The organism is Pseudomonas sp. 28 E 9 (genome assembly GCF_900004785.1).
In the GTDB taxonomy this organism is placed as follows: Bacteria; Pseudomonadota; Gammaproteobacteria; order Pseudomonadales; family Pseudomonadaceae; genus Aquipseudomonas; species Aquipseudomonas orientalis_A.
In genome coordinates this window covers 41152-57825 of record NZ_CVTK01000051.1, presented here as the reverse complement: position 1 = coordinate 57825, position 16674 = coordinate 41152, and the positions used below count along the sequence as shown (strand labels likewise).

The following is a 16674-nucleotide window of genomic DNA, read 5'->3' as shown; positions in this document are numbered from 1 at the left end:
CACCGAGCCTAAGCGAGGTGCCGAGTGGTGGGGCAAGAGCGTTTTGCTTACTTTTGCGCTTTTCAAAAGTGAGCCGCCGTAAGGGCGGAACCCATAGCAGCCGTTACCGCAGAAACGGATATGTACTCGGTCTGATCCGGCATCCTGGTCGGTCCAGAGGCCGCCATCGGGGGCAAGCCCCCTCCCACATTCGACCGCATTCTCCAGGCCAACTCGGCCAAATGTGAGAGGAGCGGTGCGCCGGCTCGACTTGCCCCCGATGCACGTGACTCGGTCTCATTCAATCGCCCATAAAAAAGCCCCGAACCAGTCGGGGCTTTTCATCGCTCAAGCGCCAGGCCTTACTTGCCCTGCCAGCGTTTCAGCACCAAGGTGGCGTTGGTGCCACCAAAGCCGAAGCTGTTGCTCATCACGGTGTCGATTTTCACATCTTCAACGGTCTTGGTCAGGATCGGCATATCGGCGACGACCGGGTCGATCTCGTCGATGTTGGCCGAGCCGGCCATGAAGTTGCCTTCCATCATCAGCAGGCAGTAGATCGCTTCGTGAACGCCGGCGGCGCCCAGGGAGTGACCCGACAGGCTCTTGGTGGAGCTGATTTTCGGCGCGTTGTCACCGAATACCGCACGCACGCCTTCCATCTCCTTGGCATCGCCGACCGGAGTCGAAGTGCCGTGGGTGTTCAGGTAGTCGATCGGGGTATCCACGGTGGACATGGCCATCTGCATGCAACGGATGGCGCCTTCACCGCTTGGCGCAACCATGTCGTAGCCGTCGGATGTCGCGCCGTAGCCAACGATTTCCGCGTAGATCTTCGCGCCACGGGCCAGAGCGTGTTCCAGCTCCTCGACCACCACCATGCCGCCACCGCCGGCGATGACGAAACCGTCACGCTTGGCGTCGTAGGCACGGGAGGCCTTTTCCGGGGTTTCGTTGTACTGGGTGGACAGCGCGCCCATGGCGTCGAACAGGAACGACTGGCTCCAGTGTTCTTCTTCACCGCCGCCCGCGAATACGATGTCCTGCTTGCCCAACTGGATCTGCTCAACGGCAGTCCCGATGCAATGGGCGCTGGTGGCGCAGGCGGAGGAGATCGAGTAGTTCACACCCTTGATCGCGAACGGCGTGGCCAGGCAAGCCGAAACGGTGCTGCCCATGGTCCGCGTTACACGGTACGGGCCAACGCGTTTCACGCCTTTTTCGCGCAGGATGTCCAGCGCTTCCATCTGGTTCAGGGTGGATGCGCCGCCGGAGCCGGCGATCAGGCCGGTACGTACGTTCGACACCTGGTCTTCGCTCAGGCCGGAGTCGGCGATTGCGTCTTTCATGGCCAGGTAGGCGTAGGCGGCAGCGTGGCCGACGAAGCGATAGATCTTGCGATCGATCAGTTCTTCGAGGGGCAGGTCAATGGAGCCGGAAACCTGGCTACGCAGACCCATTTCGGCATATTCCGGGTTGAAGCGGATGCCAGGGCGACTTGCACGCAGGTTAGCGGTGACGGTCTCTTTGTCATTGCCCAGGCAAGAAACGATGCCCAGACCAGTGATAACGACGCGGCGCATGCGGATAACCCTTAAAAGTTGTCAGTGGAAGTGAATACGCCGACCCGAAGGCCTTCGGCAGTATAGATCTCGCGACCGTCGACAGTCACCGAACCGTCGGCGATGGCCAGGTTCAGCTTGCCCTTGAGGACGCGCTTGATTTGAATGTTGTAGGTGACTTTCTTGGCGGTCGGCAGGACCTGGCCAAAGAACTTCACTTCGCCCGAACCCAGGGCGCGACCGCGGCCCGGCAGGCCTTGCCAGCCCAGGTAGAAGCCGACGAGTTGCCACATGGCATCAAGGCCCAGGCAGCCCGGCATCACCGGATCGCCTTCGAAGTGGCAGGCAAAGAACCACAGATCAGGGGTGATATCCAGCTCGGCGACCAATTCACCTTTGCCGTACTTGCCACCTTCTTCGCTGATATGGGTGATGCGATCCACCATCAGCATGTTCGGGGCGGGCAGTTGCGCGTTACCTGGGCCGAACAGCTCACCGCGACTGCAGCGCAGCAGGTCTTCCCGGGTAAAGGCGTTTTGTTTGGTCATGCGAGCTCCTCAATAATCCCATGCGGCAGGGTAGGGCAAATCTTCCCGAACCGGATGAAGCGTTCATGCCTCATAGCGGCAGCCTACACATAGACTATTGCGTTGTAGTGAAAGTCACAGCGTCAAGGTACTCAATGTACACTTGTTCACTGAAATGTTAAACCGGACCTGTTTATCGGCCCGTTCGGGTGCCTAAGACTGCCGCACTTTCGTCCTCCACGCCAGTCGGAGTTGGCTTAGCCACGACTGCTAGTGCACCCAGCGCTGGAGGATTTGCTGCAAATCCGTGCGTTTGAACGGTTTGGCCAGGTAATCGTTCATTCCGGCTGCAAGACAGGCTTCGCGGTCGCCCTGCAAGGCATTGGCGGTCAAGGCGATAATCGGTAAATCGGCGCAGCCCGGCAGTCGGCGAATTCGCCGGGTGGCCTCGTAGCCGTCGATCAATGGCAGGCGGCAGTCCATCAGGATCGCGGTGAAGATCAGGCTTTCGGCGCTGCGGATCGCCTCGGCGCCATCGGTGGCCAGGCTGACTTCAAAACCCAGGCTGCGCAGCATGGCTTCGACCACGGTGCGGTTAACCGGGTTGTCTTCCACCAGCAGTATGTGCCGCCCGTCGCCGGCACTGGTCTTGCCCACGGCGTCCGGGGCGATGGCGGGCAGGCTTTGCTGATCAATGGCCAACGGAATTTCCAGGGTGAACACCGAGCCCCGGCCCTCTTCGCTTTGGGCGCGCAGGGTGCCGCCCATGCGTTCGGCCAGGGTGCGGGCGATCGGCAGGCCGAGGCCGGTGCCTCCGTAACGTCTTGAAATAGAGCTGTCGGCCTGCTGGAACGCATCGAACATCAGTTCCAGACGCTCGGCGCAAATACCGATACCGCTGTCGCGCACGGTGCAGGTGAACCACACCAGTTCATGGTCCAGGGTTTGCCAGTGGGCCTCCACATGTACGGTACCGTGCTCGGTGAACTTCAAGGCGTTGCCGATCAGGTTCACCAGGATCTGCCGGATACGGGTCGGGTCACCGCACACTCGCAGGGCCTCCATGCCCGAGGGAATCGACAGCTCCAGGGCCAGCCCGCGCTGCTGCGCGCTGTGCTGGAACGCTTGGGCGCAACTGCTGATCAGCTCGGCCAGGTTGAAGGCAATATGTTCCAGCTCCAGCGCGGCCCGTTCGATGCGCGAGAAGTCGAGGATGTCGTTGATGACTTTGAGCAGGTGCTCGGTGGATTCGGAGGCCAGCGCCGCGTATTCGGCCTGCTCTTCGGTCATGTCGGTGGTTTCCAGCAGTTGCAGCATGCCCAGCACACCGTTCATCGGCGTGCGCAGCTCATGGCTCATCATCGCCAGGAATTCGGACTTGGCATTGTTCGCCCGCTCGGCTTCCTCGCGGGTCTGGATCAACTGCGCCATGGCCTGCTGCTGCTCGCGGCTGGCCTGATTGAGGCCCGCGGCCAGGTTGTTGATGTGCCGTGCCAGGTCGCCCAGTTCGGAGTCGTCGACAATCGGCAGCGGTGTCTTGTAGTCGCCTTGCTGGATCGCCTTCACCGCATGCCCCATGGCGCTGATCGGTTGCGACAGGCTGGCGGCCAGGCGTCGCGCCAGCAGGAAGGTAAACAGCAGGGCGAACAGCGCCAGAATGCCGGCCTTGAACAGGATTTCCTGCTGGCGCTGACTGAACGCGTCATTGGACATACCGACAATCACCCGGCCCAGGTAGTCCGCTCGCGGCGCCTTGGGTTCGTTGAGGTTGTCCTGGAAGAAGTCATTGCCCAGCTGGATATGCTGCAGGCGGATCGGCGCCTGGAACACTTTCACCGAGAGTGAACGGTCGTGCTTCTCCGACGGCTGCTCGACGTACACCAGAATGTTCTCGGCGCTGTCCTGGATCTCCAGGAAGCGCACGTGGGGCGTGGCCAGCGTCGCGCGCAGCAAGGCGTCGAGCACATCGTTGTTGCCGGAAATAACGCCGTATTCGGTGGCAGGCGCCAGTTGGTTGGCGATCAACTGGCCGGTGTGGTCCAGCTCCTGGCGCAAGTCCTGGATACGCACGAAGGTAAAGAAGCTGATCAACAGCAAGGTCAGCAGCAGCGCAGGCCCCAGGGTGATGAGTTGGGTGCGGGTGTTGATGTCCCAGCGACGGCGCAAGGTCATGGGCGTTCATCTCCTTCGGCCAGGCGGGCGGCGACGGCAGCTTCGTCGACCTGTTCGATGCCCAGTGAGCGTGCGACTTGCGGATTGCCTGCCACTTTGAAGTGTTGCGGGTACAGCGTGCGCGGCCAGGTGGCCGGCGGATGGTCGAGCAGGCGATCGAGTACGGCGAGCCAGTCGGACTGGTCGCTGTAGGTGCTGGCCAGGCTGCCTGCGCGGACAAACCCGGCATTGGGCCCTATCAGCGGCAATTGCTGGGCATAGCTGCTCAGTAACAGGTTCTTGGCGGTTTTCGGGTTGTACAGTTGCGGGTCGTCCAGGCCCAGCAGCACGTCACTTTTCTTGAACAGGGTTTGCAGGGTGCGGCTGTCGTTGGTGTTGTCCCAGCGTTGGCGCACGATTTCCAGGCCCAGTGGCGCGGCGTACCGGTCAAGCTCAGGCAGCAGGAATTGGCTGTCGGCGCCGTAAAGCACGCCGATCCGCCGGGCCTGGGGCAGGATGCTGGCGATCAGGCGCAACTGGCGCGCCAGCGGCGGGTCGCTCCACAGCAGGCTGATTCTGGCCGGGCGCGCGCTGCCCAGGCGCTGGTGAGCTTGCAGGCGGCTGATGCGCAGCACCAGGGTCGGTGGCCCCTGGCTATCCTGCAAGCGCCAGTCGAGGCCGGGCAGGTCCAGCAGGATCAGGCGGGTAGTGGCGGGCAGATGGCTCGGCGCCGGCAAGTCTGCAAGCAGGGTGAAGGTGACATGGTCTTCGGGGCGCTGCCGGGCGAGGGCCTGGGTAAACCCCTGGACACCGGCACTGTCCTCGGCGGCGGTCAGCAGGATATCGGCGCTCCACACCGGGGTGGTGAACAGCAGGCACACCAGCAGCAAGGCGCGCCGCCACAGCCGTGAAACAAGAGGGAGGGTCATCCGTGACTGATCGCCCATGTCAGAACTCTAGCTGCGCGCTGAAATAGAGCACATGGCGATGGTCGTAATTGTTGTCGGGCCAGGTGGTCGGCTGGTTGTCGAGGCGTTGTTGCAGCATGCCGGCCAGTTCCACGTTGGTCTTGCCCAGGGCAATACGCTTGGCGACCCGCAGGTCGACCCGTTCGAAGCGATACTCGTTGAGTGCGTCGTCGCCGTAATAGAACAAGGCGCTCGACCAGCCGTGGCCCCATTCACGCAACCAGCCGGCCGAGCCGCTGTTGCGTGCGGTCTGCGTCTTGTCGAGCGGGTTGCTGGCGCTCGCATCGACGTAAGCATAGGTCAGGCGCAGGCGGTCGGCGTCGCTGACGCGCCAGTCGAACTGTGATTCGGCACCGGTAAAGCGCGAGCTGTTGGCGTTGCTGGCGATGTATTGATTGTTGCGCAACGGCGAACTGATCATGTCGGTGATTTCGTCGTAGAAGAGCTTCACATCGACATTCAGTCCGAGGTCGGCAAAGAAGCCGTTGTAGCCCAGTTCGCGCGAGCGCATCAACTCTTTATCAAGATTGCCGGGGCCGCGCGTCACCACAAAATATTGCCCGGAATTCTGCCCGTAGACCGGCGAGCTGAGGTTGGTGACGCGGTAGCTCCAGTTGACGTTGTTCTCGAACATGTCCGGCGAACGGATCGCCTCGGAGTACACCGCCCGCAGGCCGTGGCGCGGGTTGATCAGGTAGTTGACCGCCACGCGCGGCGTCAGCGAGTTGCCGCTCAGGTGGGTGTCTTCGTACATCGCGCCGCCCTGCAGCAGCCAGTGTTCGCTGGCCCGCCATTCCAGGTGGCCGAACAGGCGCCAAGTGGTGTCGTCCAGCGTCCCGTTGAAGTAGGTGTCGGAGTCGGCGCGGTCGTAGCGGTAATTCATCCCGCTGACCAGGCGCAGGCTGTCGGAGAGGCTGAGAGTGTCTTGCAGCTCCACGTCGTAGCGGCTTTCCGTGGCACTTTGGTCGATATCGCCGCACACGCTCTGGTTGGCGCCGTTGCGCCACTGGTCCAGTACCTGGTTGCCCAGCGCCTGTTCAGCGGCGCTGCCGGGCGGGGCACTGCCCTGGCTGAAGGTATCCATGTGCCGCGCCAGCCGTTCGGCGTAGTTGGGGTTGAGCTGCCACAACCGGGTCAATTCTGGGCTGAACGAGACCTTGGCGTCACAGGCTTTCCAGATCTGCCGACGGTCCCATTGCTGGGCCGACCCCTGGATATACAGGCTGTGTTCGGGGTTGAAGTCGAAGTTCCAGCGCATCGAACCGGCGTAGTCCCTGGCGTTGACGTCGGAATTGGTACCGCCCTCGGTAATCCCGGCGAATACCGGAGTGTAGGTGTAGGGGCGCTGATTGGTCCCCTCCTTGGCATTCAGTTGCCAGTCGATGCTCTGTTGCGCATTCAACGTCTGGCTGACGGCCAGGCTGAAACGGCTGAGGCGGCGGCTGTCGCGGCGGTCGGCGCCGACGGCATCGCGGTCGAAACCATCGTCCTTCTGCCCTGACAGCGACAGGCGCAGATCGCCGGTTTCCCAGCCCACGCCCTGGCTGGCATAGACATCGTTGATCCCGCGTTCACCCTGGATGACCTTTACCCGCGTGCCCTGGCTGTTGGCCGGTGAGCGGGTGAGGATATTGACCACCGCCATCAGCGCATTGGCGCCGTAGCTGACGGTATTGGGGCCACGAAACACCTCGATACGCTCGATGTCTTCCATGGCCACCGGAATATCGCTCCAGTCCACCGTGGCCAGGCCTGCGCGATACACCGAGCGCCCGTCGATCAATACCTGCATGCGCCGTGCATCGCTGGCGCTGGTGCCGTGGTAGTTCACCGCAGCCTGATTGCCGGTGGTGTAGCCGACCATCATCCCGGGCACCAGGCGCAACAGCTCGGCAATGTCACGCGCGCCGCTGGCCTTGATCAATTCGCTGTCGATCACGGTCATGCTGCCGGGAACGGCGGCGGCCGATTGCTTGAGGCGGGTGGCGGTCAATACCTGCGGCAGCGGCTGGCTGTCGAGAAACAGGTCATCTGCCGACGCATTGGCGCTGCACGCAAGCACCAGGGGCAGCATCAATGGCAGGGATGAGCGGAGAGGAGGGCCCGGATACACGGCACGGCCTTGATAATTGCGGATAGCCGCCCATGTTAACTGAGGTCAGGCATTTTGCCAGTCGTGAGACTTGCAATTACTTCACTCAAGTGTGGCATTTTCCGACAGGCGCACGAATTCACACGGGGGCTGGCCGCAAGCGGGTCGCCCCGTATAATGCCGCCATCGCCACTGGTATGGATTAACGGATTGCATATGACTGAACAGCGCCCTATTGCGGTCCTGGGAGGCGGAAGTTTTGGTACCGCCGTGGCTAACCTGCTGGCTGAAAATGGCCACGCGGTACGCCAGTGGATGCGCGATCCCGAGCAGGCCGAGGCCATTCGCGTGCACCGCGAAAACCCGCGTTACCTCAAAGGCATCAAGATTCATCCGGCGGTCGAGCCCGTGACCGATCTGCTCGCAACCCTTGCCGACTGCGACCTGTGCTTTGTCGCGCTGCCCTCCAGCGCCTTGCGCTCGGTGCTGGCGCCCCACGCCGAACGTCTGGCGGGCAAGCTGCTGGTCAGCCTGACCAAGGGCATCGAGGCGCAGACGTTCAAGCTGATGAGCGAAATCCTCGCAGAGATCGCACCCCAGGCGCGCATCGGTGTGCTGTCCGGGCCGAACCTGGCGCGGGAAGTGGCCGAGCATGCGCTGACTGCCACGGTGATCGCCAGTGAGGATGAGGCGCTGTGCGAGCGCGTCCAGGCGGTGCTGCATGGCCGCACCTTTCGTGTCTACGCCAGTGGCGATCGCTTTGGCGTCGAGCTGGGCGGTGCGTTGAAGAACGTCTATGCCATCATCGCCGGCATGGCCGTGGCCCTGGAGATGGGCGAAAACACCAAGAGCATGCTGATTACCCGCGCCCTGGCCGAAATGACCCGTTTCGCCGTGAATCAGGGCGCCAACCCGATGACGTTCCTGGGCCTGGCGGGCGTCGGCGATCTGATCGTCACCTGCTCGTCGCCCAAGAGCCGTAACTATCAAGTCGGTTTCGCGCTGGGCCAGGGGTTGAGCCTGGAAGAGGCGGTAACACGCCTGGGCGAAGTGGCCGAAGGGGTCAACACCCTCAAAGTGCTGAAAGCCAAGGCCCAGGAAGTCGGTGTGTATATGCCGCTGGTGGCCGGGCTGCACGCGATCCTGTTCGAAGGACGCACCCTGAGCCAGGTCATCGAGCTGCTGATGCGCGCCGAGCCGAAAACCGATGTCGACTTTATTTCCACCAGCGGTTTCAACTGAGGAACGCGGCATGAACGATTCCAAAGCAGCCCCCAAGTATGAGTCCATTGTGCTGCGCATCCTGTGGATGCTGGTGTTTGCCCTGGTGTGGCAGGTGGCGCAGTTCCTGCTCGGCGCATTGGTGATTGTGCAACTGATTTACCGACTGATCTACGGCGCGCCGAACCTGGGCCTGATGAACTTCGGCGACAGCCTCAGCCAGTTCCTGGCGCAGATCGGTCGCTTCGGCAGCTTCCACACCGAGCAAAAACCCTGGCCGTTTGCCGATTGGCCAACCCCGCGTGCACCGGAAGGCGAAGCCGCTCATAGCGTGCCGCCGGCACCGCACCCGGTGCGTGACGAAGAGCCCAAGCTATGAAGCTGTGGATTCTGCGCCACGGTGAAGCCGAGGCGCACGCTCGCACCGACCCCGAGCGCAACCTGACCGCGCACGGCAGGGCCGAAGTGTTACGCAGCGCTGCGCATCTGATCGGCCAGCCGCTCGGCGCCATTATCGCCAGCCCCTATGTGCGTGCGCAGCAGACGGCGCAGCTGGTGCGCGAGGCGCTGGGCTTTGAGCCGGACATTCGCACGGTGCCGTGGCTGACGCCGGAGGGCAACCCGCTTCTGGTGCTGGAAAAACTCGACAGCGATGACAACGTGCTGCTGGTCAGCCATCAGCCATTGGTGGGTGGCCTGATCAGCGTTGCGCAGCATGGTCATCAGCGCCAGCCAGAACCGATGCACACCGCCAGCCTGGCGGAATTGGAAGGGGATTTCCCGCTGGCCGGGCTGATGAGCCTGGTCAGCGTGAAAAACCCGTAGGCGATATCGACAGGTTGTGCGCGCGCGCTCTGTTTTGTGGCAGGATTAGGGTCGTAATAAAATCAATAAGGACACCCCTATGAGCCTGTGGCGCACGCAACCGAATATCGAACACCTCAACGCGAGTCAGAAAAACACCATCGGTGAATTGCTGGACATTCGCTTCGAAAGCTTCGACGACCAATCCCTCACCGCCAGCATGGCGGTCGACCACCGTACCCATCAGCCCTACGGCCTGCTGCATGGCGGCGCCTCCGTGGTGCTGGCCGAAAGCGTCGGCTCCATGGCGGCCTACCTGTGCGTCGATGCCAGCAAATTCTACTGCGTGGGCCTGGAGGTCAACGCCAACCACCTGCGCGGCGTGCGCAGCGGGCGGGTAACGGCAGTAGCCAAGGCCATCCACATTGGCCGCACGACCCAAGTGTGGGACATCCGCCTGACCAATGACGAGGGCAAGGCCAGTTGCGTTTCGCGCCTGACCGTGGCCGTGGTGCCGCTGGGCGAGCAGCCACCGGCGCGATAGGCATGGCGTGAGTGTCATCATTCCTGGCGGTTACGGTCATTGCCGTAGGGGCCGGGCGTGGTGACAATCGAGGTCTGTTCCTCTAGAGCGAGCCGGTATGTCGCAGCCTGTATTTTTCGCCCACGCCAATGGCTTTCCGTCAGCCACCTACGGCAAGTTGTTCGACGCTCTGGCCCCGGAGTATGCAGTGGCGCATCTGCCGCAGCACGGCCATGACCCCAGGTTTCCGGTGGACGATAACTGGCAGAACCTGGTGGATGAACTGATCCATCATCTGCAGCAGCAACCGGAGCCGGTATGGGGCGTCGGCCATTCCCTGGGCGGAGTGTTGCATTTGCATGCCGCGATGCGCTGCCCTCAGCTGTACCGTGGCGTGGTGATGCTGGACTCGCCGGTGCTGACCCGCGCGGATCGCTGGGTGATTCGCGCCGCCAAGCGCTTTGGCTTCATCGACCGCCTGACCCCGGCCGGACGCACCCTGGGCCGCCGCGAGGAATTCAGCGACCTGGACGCCGCGCGTGCCTACTTCGCCGGCAAGACCCTGTTTCGCAGTTTCGACCCCGAGTGCTTTGAGGCGTATCTGCAACATGGCCTGCAGCAAATGGGCGACCGCCTGCGCTTGCGTTTCGACCCGGCGACCGAAATCAGCATCTACCGAGGCGTGCCTCACACCAGCCCCGGCCAGGTGCGCCAGTTGAAAGTACCGCTGGCCGTGGTGCGCGGCCGTCAAAGCCGTGTGGTGATGCGCCATCATGCCAGCGGCGTAGGTCGCCTGCCCATGGGTGAAATGCTCACCATGCCCGGCGGCCATATGTTCCCCCTCGAGCGACCCCAGGACACCGCCATGTTGATCAAACAGCTGTTTTCCCGCTGGCAGGCCCGTGAGCGCAGTTGCGCATGAGTACGCCGGTGGAAGAAGTACGCCTGAGCCTGCCGCATATCGAGCTGGCCGCGCATCTATTTGGACCTGAAGACGGTTTGCCGGTCATTGCCCTGCATGGCTGGCTGGACAACGCCAACAGCTTTGCGCGCCTGGCACCCAAGCTCCAGGGTTTACGCATTGTCGCGCTGGATATGGCCGGCCACGGGCACTCGGCCCATCGTCCGGCGGGGGCCGGTTATGCCTTGTGGGATTACGTGCACGATGTAGTGCAAGTGGCCGAGCAACTGGGCTGGCAACGTTTTGCATTACTTGGCCATTCCCTGGGCGCCATCGTCTCCCTGGTGCTCGCCGGGGCGTTACCGGAGCGCGTGACGCATCTTGGATTGATCGACGGCGTGATCCCGCCGACCGCCGGCGGCGAGAACGCAGCCGAACGGCTGGGCATGGCCTTGCAGGCGCAACTGAGCCTGCAAGGCAAGCGCAAACCGGTGTATGCCAGCCTGGACCGGGCGGTCGAGGCGCGCATGCATGGCGTGGTCGCGGTCAGCCGCGAAGCCGCAGAACTGCTGGCCCAGCGCGGTTTGATGCCGGTGCCGGGCGGCTATACCTGGCGCAGCGACAGTCGCCTGACCCTGGCATCACCGATGCGCCTGACCGACGAACAAGCCATGGCTTTCGTACGACGCGTGAGTTGCCCTACGCAGTTAGTGGTGGCGGCTGACGGTATGGTGGCGAAACATCCTGAATTGCTTTCACGGCTGCCCTTTACCGTGACGACGCTGCCGGGTGGTCATCATTTGCACCTGAATGACGAGCCCGGTGCGGTTCTTGTTGCAGACTGTTTCAATCGGTTCTTCTCCACGCCTTGACTTGACGCGGTCAACTGCCGAGGCTGGGCGGATTGAAAGGGAGTCAACCATGCACCATCTTCAAACCGCTGCGACCCTCCATGGCCACGGCTCAGTGATCCGATGAGCCTGGGTAAAGGATGTTTACGTGCCCTTGGGCTGTGCTGCTTCAGCCCGCTCGTGTTCGCCGCCGATGTGCCGGGAAGCCAGGACTTGCCGGCCATTGCCCGCCAGGTGGACGCGCAGATTGTCGACTATCGCCCCGCTGAAGACCGCGAACGCATCTACCCCATGGGCGCGATCCGCAAGATCAGCGGCCAATTGCGTTCCGAAGGCCAGGCCACCGCACGCGGTCAAACCACCGCGATCACCTACGAACTGCCTGCCGAACACAGCTCCAGCGCCGCCTTTACCGCCACCCGCGAAGCCCTGCAGGCCAAGGGCGCGCAGTTGCTGTTCTGGTGCCAGGCCCGCGATTGTGGCGAAAGCAGCCTGTGGGCCAACGAAGTGTTCGGCAACGCCAAGCTGGTAGGGGCCGACGGCCAGCAGGAATATCTGCTTTTACGTCTGGCGGCCCCGCAGGACAACACCCTGGTGGCGCTGTACGGCATCACCCGTGGCAATCGCCGCGCCTATCTGCATGTCGAGCAGATGGACGCCGGCACGCCGCTGGGGAGTCTTCTGCCCACCTCGGCAACGTTGTTGCGTGAGTTGAAAAGCACCGGTGAGCTGGACTTCCCCACGCTCGGTGCCGAGCCTGATGACACGTGGCTGACGTTGATCTCCAGGGGGTTGAACCTCGACACCACCTTGCGGGTCAGCCTGTCCGGCCCCAACGCCGAAGCCTGGCGTCAAGGGCTGATCGACAACGGTGTGCGCGCCGCACGCCTGGAAAACAGTCCGGGTGACGCCGAGGGCCTGCACGTGCGTCTGATACGCTAACGTCACTGGGCGAACGGACCCGCGCCGTTCGCCTAAGCTCTCTTCTATCGACTCTTTTCGAGATACCCCATGCTCAATAACGATCGCCTGCTGGTGCAAATCCTGCTGCTGGTGCTGTTTGGTGCCAGCTTCTGGGTCATGGCGCCGTTCTGGTCGGCGCTGTTCTGGGGCGCGGTGCTGGCATTCGCGAGCTGGCCGCTGATGGTGCTGCTGACACGCGGGCTGGGCGGTCGCGAATCGCTGGCGGCCGGCATCCTGACGCTGGGCTGGATGTTGCTGGTGGCGCTGCCGCTGGTGTGGCTGGGGTTCAACCTGGCGGACCATGTGCGCGATGCCGTGGTGCTGATCAAGGATATCCAGGTCGACGGCCTGCCCGATGCGCCGAGCTGGCTGGGCTCGATCCCGGTTATCGGCGAGCGGCTGGTGGCGACATGGGACAGCATCGACCAACAGGGCGCGGCGTTGATGCTCAGCATCAAGCCGTACCTCGGCCAGGTCGGCAACTGGTTGCTGGCGCGCAGTGCGCAGATTGGCGGCGGTATCCTCGAACTGACCTTGAGCCTGGTCTTTGTGTTCTTTTTCTACCGCGACGGGCCGCGCCTGGCGATGTTCGTGCATCGGCTGCTTGAACGCCTGATCGGCGACCGTGCCAGTTACTACATCGAACTGGTGGCCGGTACGGTGCAACGGGTGGTTAACGGCGTGATCGGCACGGCTGCGGCCCAGGCGGTGCTGGCGCTGATCGGTTTCCTGATCGCCGGGGTGCCCGGTGCGCTGCTGCTGGGCGGCGTGACGTTCCTGTTCAGCCTGATTCCCATGGGCCCGCCGCTGGTGTGGATCCCGGCCACGGCCTGGCTGGCGTGGAAGGGCGACTACACCTACGCGGTGTTCCTTGGCGTATGGGGCACCTTCATCATCAGCGGTGTCGACAACGTGCTCAAGCCATACCTGATCAGCCGTGGCGGCAACCTGCCGCTGGTGATCGTGTTGCTGGGCGTGTTCGGCGGCTTGATCGCGTTCGGTTTTATCGGCCTGTTTATCGGCCCGACCTTGCTCGCGGTGGCCTACAGCCTGTTGACGGACTGGAGCGCGACCCAGGCCCAGGCGCGGCGCGAAGACAAGCCGCTTTAAGCCCTGGGCAGCCACATCACTGCGGTCAATCCGCCGCCTGGCGTGTCTTCCAGGCTCAGGTGGCCGCCGAGGCGCTCGACCGCTTCCCTGGCGATCGTCATGCCCAGGCCGACGCCGCCGGAATTACGGTTGCGTGAGCCCTCCAGGCGAAAGAACGGTTCGAACACCGCTTCGCGCTTGTCGGCGGCGATGCCGGGGCCATGGTCAATCACCCGGATCACCAGCGCCCCGCGGCTGTCCGCCAGTTCCACACGGGCTGAACCTGCATAGCGCAGGGCATTGTCGATCAGGTTGTTGAGGCACGAACGCAATGCCATGGGCTGCACCTGCAACGGCGCGCAGGTGCCGCCCACTTGGACATCGCTGCCTTGGTCCTGGGCGTTTTCGCTCAGCGACTCCACCAGCGCCTGCACGTCGAGCCAGTGTCGGGTCTCGCTGGTGCGCTGTTCATGCAGATAGCTCAAGGTGGCGTCGAGCATGCCGATCATGTCGTCCAGGTCCTGGCGCATCTGACCTTGCAGCCGGGTATCTTCGATCTGTTCCAGGCGCAGCTTGAGCCGCGACAGCGGCGTGCGCAGGTCATGGGAGACCGCCCCGAGCATGCGCGCGCGCTGGCTGACCTGTTCGCGGATGCGCCTTTGCATCAGGTTGAAGGTCGACGCGGCCTGGCGCGCTTCGCGGGGCCCGGACTCTTCGAGGGGCGGGCTGTCGAGGTCAAGGCTTAAACGCTCGGCCGCCGCGCTCAGGCGCTGGATCGGCCGGCTCAGCAGCTTGGCGCCGTACCACGCGGCGATGATCAGCGAGATGAATTGAAACGTCAGCGGCACCACCGGGCCACCGAACCAGGGACGGTGAGGCTTGACCAGCGGCTTCATCGAGCCATCCGGCTGCTCGACGAAGGTGTCCTGCGGCGGTGGCGGTGGTGGGCCGTAATGATGGAACCAGAAAAACGCCAGCAGATGCGCGAGCACGATGGCCACCAGCAGCACGCCGAACAGCCGCCCGAACAACGTATTGAAGGTGGCGCGCATCAACCGATATCCCGCGCGTCGAACAGGTAGCCTTCGCCGCGTACGGTCTTGATCAGTTGCGGGGCCTTGGGGTCGTCTCCCAGTTTCTGGCGCAGGCGCGAGACCAGCAGGTCGATGCTGCGGTCGAAGGCTTCGATGGAGCGCCCGCGGGCGGCGTCCAGCAATTGCTCGCGGCTCAATACGCGGCGCGGGCGTTCGATGAACACCCACAGCAGGCGGAATTCGGCGTTGGACAGCGGCACCACCAGGCCGTTGTCTGCCACCAGTTGGCGCAACACGCTGTTCAGACGCCAGTTGTCGAAGCGGATATTGGCGCGCTGCTCGGTACGATCATCGCGCACCCGGCGCAGGATGGTCTGGATACGGGCCACCAGTTCGCGCGGTTCGAACGGCTTGGACATATAGTCGTCGGCGCCCAGTTCCAGGCCGATGATCCGGTCGGTCGGTTCGCAGCGGGCGGTGAGCATCAGGATCGGAATGTCCGATTCAGCCCGCAGCCAGCGGCACAGGGTAAGGCCGTCTTCGCCGGGCAGCATCAGGTCGAGCACCACCACATCGAAGGTTTCGCCTTGCATGGCCTGGCGCATCGCCGCGCCGTCGGTCACACCCGTGGCGAGAATATTGAAGCGCGCCAGGTAATCGATCAGCAATTCACGAATCGGGACATCGTCATCGACGATCAGCGCGCGAGTGTTCCAGCGCTTGTCGTCGGCGATCACCGCGCCTGTGTGCGCATCGTTTACCGGGACGGAAGGAGTATGCATAGTGCGATCATCTGCCTGATTGTTACGGTCAGCATAGGCGCCCAGCCCCATGGCTGGAAGTGCTGGACGGTCGGTCATGCGGCGAGGCTAGCGGTGGGGCGTGTTGGGGGCATGTCGTGAATGTATCGACTTTGAAACAATGGCCGCAAACCTGGGCCAATCCACGCAGAATCAGTATTTACCGATCATCGGATCCCGCAACGGCGCCGCTTGCGCTACAATCCGCGCCGATTTCGACTTGCCTGAGAGCCCATTCCAATGTCCGTCTGCCAGACTCCTATCATCGTCGCCCTGGACTACCCCACCCGTGACGCCGCACTGAAGCTGGCTGACCAGTTGGACCCCGCGCTTTGCCGGGTCAAGGTCGGCAAGGAGCTGTTCACCAGTTGCGCGGCGGAAATCGTCGGCACCCTGCGTGACAAGGGCTTCGAAGTGTTTCTCGACCTGAAATTCCACGATATCCCCAATACCACCGCCATGGCGGTCAAGGCTGCGGCCGAGATGGGCGTGTGGATGGTCAATGTGCACTGTTCCGGTGGCCTGCGCATGATGAGTGCCTGTCGTGAAGTGCTGGAGCAGCGCAGCGGGCTGAAACCGCTGTTGATTGGGGTGACTGTGCTGACCAGTATGGAGCGCGAAGACCTGGCCGGTATCGGCCTGGATATCGAGCCGCAGGAGCAGGTGCTGCGCCTGGCCGCTCTGGCACAGAAAGCTGGTTTGGACGGCCTGGTGTGTTCGGCGCTGGAAGCCCAGGCGCTCAAGGCGGCTCATCCGTCGTTGCAACTGGTCACGCCAGGCATTCGTCCGACGGGCAGCGCCCAGGATGATCAGCGCCGTATTCTGACGCCGCGTCAGGCGCTGGATGCCGGTTCGGATTATCTGGTGATTGGCCGTCCGATCAGCCAGGCGGCCGATCCGGCTAAGGCGTTGGCGGCGGTCGTTGCTGAAATCGCCTGACCCCAGGCGGGCACTGAAAATGTGGGAGGGGGCTTGCCTCCTGTCTTGGTCCGGCAGCCTGTAGCTATCTTACCGGTGCTCCACGATCCAATGTGGGAGGGGGCTTGCCCCCGATGGCGGCCTTAGGGCCGACCAGGATGTTGGATTGTAACGGGTACATATCCGTTTCTGCGGTCACGGCCACTTAGGGTTCCGCCCTGACGGCGGCTCACTTTTGAAAAGCGCAAAAGTAAGCAAAACGCTCTTGCCCCACCACTCGGCACCTCGCCT

Annotated in this window: 16 protein-coding genes; 9 read left to right on the top strand and 7 right to left on the bottom strand. The window is 63.0% G+C overall.

Annotated elements, in window-relative coordinates; genetic code table 11:
- Positions 1–341: 341 nt before the first annotated feature.
- The 5 genes from fabB to BFQ00_RS18680 form a co-directional block, all read right to left on the bottom strand.
- Complete coding sequence (gene fabB, locus BFQ00_RS18700) at positions 342–1562, bottom strand: beta-ketoacyl-ACP synthase I (protein WP_065884250.1); 1221 nt, start codon at positions 1560–1562, stop codon at positions 342–344.
- 11 nt (positions 1563–1573) lie between these two features.
- Positions 1574–2089, bottom strand: a complete 516-nt coding sequence (fabA, locus tag BFQ00_RS18695) for a 3-hydroxyacyl-[acyl-carrier-protein] dehydratase FabA (protein WP_003210552.1) — start codon at positions 2087–2089, stop codon at positions 1574–1576.
- Between the two features lie 249 nt (positions 2090–2338).
- A complete protein-coding gene (locus tag BFQ00_RS18690) occupies positions 2339–4240 on the bottom strand; it encodes an ATP-binding protein (RefSeq protein ID WP_065934358.1) in 1902 nt (633 codons plus the stop codon).
- A complete protein-coding gene (locus tag BFQ00_RS18685) occupies positions 4237–5166 on the bottom strand; it encodes an ABC transporter substrate-binding protein (protein ID WP_065934357.1) in 930 nt (309 codons plus the stop codon). Before BFQ00_RS18685 ends, BFQ00_RS18690 begins: the two co-directional genes overlap by 4 nt.
- 1 nt (position 5167) lies before the next feature.
- Positions 5168–7300 carry a TonB-dependent receptor plug domain-containing protein gene (locus BFQ00_RS18680; protein ID WP_083227392.1) on the bottom strand — a complete coding sequence of 711 codons (2133 nt, stop codon included), beginning with the start codon at positions 7298–7300 and terminating at the stop codon, positions 5168–5170.
- A 195-nt stretch (positions 7301–7495) separates the two neighbouring features.
- On the opposite strand from BFQ00_RS18680, the gene BFQ00_RS18675 reads away from it, so the two are divergent.
- The 8 genes from BFQ00_RS18675 to BFQ00_RS18640 all read left to right on the top strand — a co-directional run bounded on the left by BFQ00_RS18675 (position 7496) and on the right by BFQ00_RS18640 (position 13652).
- Positions 7496–8521: an NAD(P)H-dependent glycerol-3-phosphate dehydrogenase gene (locus BFQ00_RS18675; protein ID WP_065884257.1), complete on the top strand. Its 1026-nt coding sequence runs from the start codon at positions 7496–7498 to the stop codon at positions 8519–8521.
- Between the two features lie 10 nt (positions 8522–8531).
- Complete coding sequence (locus tag BFQ00_RS18670) at positions 8532–8879, top strand: DUF4389 domain-containing protein (RefSeq protein ID WP_065896341.1); 348 nt, start codon at positions 8532–8534, stop codon at positions 8877–8879.
- The gene (gene sixA, locus BFQ00_RS18665; RefSeq protein ID WP_065894797.1) at positions 8876–9325 is read left to right on the top strand and encodes a phosphohistidine phosphatase SixA; all 450 of its coding nucleotides are present in this window, start codon (positions 8876–8878) and stop codon (positions 9323–9325) included. Before BFQ00_RS18670 ends, sixA begins: the two co-directional genes overlap by 4 nt.
- Positions 9326–9404: 79 nt before the next feature.
- Positions 9405–9848, top strand: a complete 444-nt coding sequence (locus tag BFQ00_RS18660; protein ID WP_065934355.1) for a hotdog fold thioesterase — start codon at positions 9405–9407, stop codon at positions 9846–9848.
- Positions 9849–9945: 97 nt separating this feature from the next.
- On the top strand, positions 9946–10749 hold the full coding sequence (locus tag BFQ00_RS18655) for an alpha/beta fold hydrolase (RefSeq protein WP_065896340.1): 804 nt from the start codon (positions 9946–9948) through the stop codon (positions 10747–10749).
- Positions 10746–11600 carry an alpha/beta hydrolase gene (locus BFQ00_RS18650; protein WP_065894800.1) on the top strand — a complete coding sequence of 285 codons (855 nt, stop codon included), beginning with the start codon at positions 10746–10748 and terminating at the stop codon, positions 11598–11600. Before BFQ00_RS18655 ends, BFQ00_RS18650 begins: the two co-directional genes overlap by 4 nt.
- 102 nt (positions 11601–11702) lie before the next feature.
- Entirely contained in the window at positions 11703–12521 is an 819-nt protein-coding gene (locus BFQ00_RS18645) for a DUF4892 domain-containing protein (protein ID WP_065934354.1), read from the top strand.
- Between the two features lie 69 nt (positions 12522–12590).
- Complete coding sequence (locus tag BFQ00_RS18640; protein WP_065934353.1) at positions 12591–13652, top strand: AI-2E family transporter; 1062 nt, start codon at positions 12591–12593, stop codon at positions 13650–13652.
- On the opposite strand, the gene BFQ00_RS18635 is transcribed toward BFQ00_RS18640, so the two are convergent.
- Both BFQ00_RS18635 and BFQ00_RS18630 read right to left on the bottom strand, forming a co-directional pair.
- The gene (locus BFQ00_RS18635; protein ID WP_065934352.1) at positions 13649–14683 is read right to left on the bottom strand and encodes a sensor histidine kinase; all 1035 of its coding nucleotides are present in this window, start codon (positions 14681–14683) and stop codon (positions 13649–13651) included. The genes BFQ00_RS18640 and BFQ00_RS18635 overlap by 4 nt on opposite strands.
- Complete coding sequence (locus tag BFQ00_RS18630; RefSeq protein WP_065894814.1) at positions 14683–15447, bottom strand: response regulator; 765 nt, start codon at positions 15445–15447, stop codon at positions 14683–14685. The genes BFQ00_RS18635 and BFQ00_RS18630 overlap by 1 nt, the downstream gene beginning before the upstream one ends.
- Before the next feature lie 258 nt (positions 15448–15705).
- Between BFQ00_RS18630 and pyrF the strand changes: the two genes are divergently transcribed.
- Entirely contained in the window at positions 15706–16404 is a 699-nt protein-coding gene (gene pyrF, locus BFQ00_RS18625) for an orotidine-5'-phosphate decarboxylase (RefSeq protein WP_065934351.1), read from the top strand.
- Positions 16405–16674: the final 270 nt, after the last annotated feature.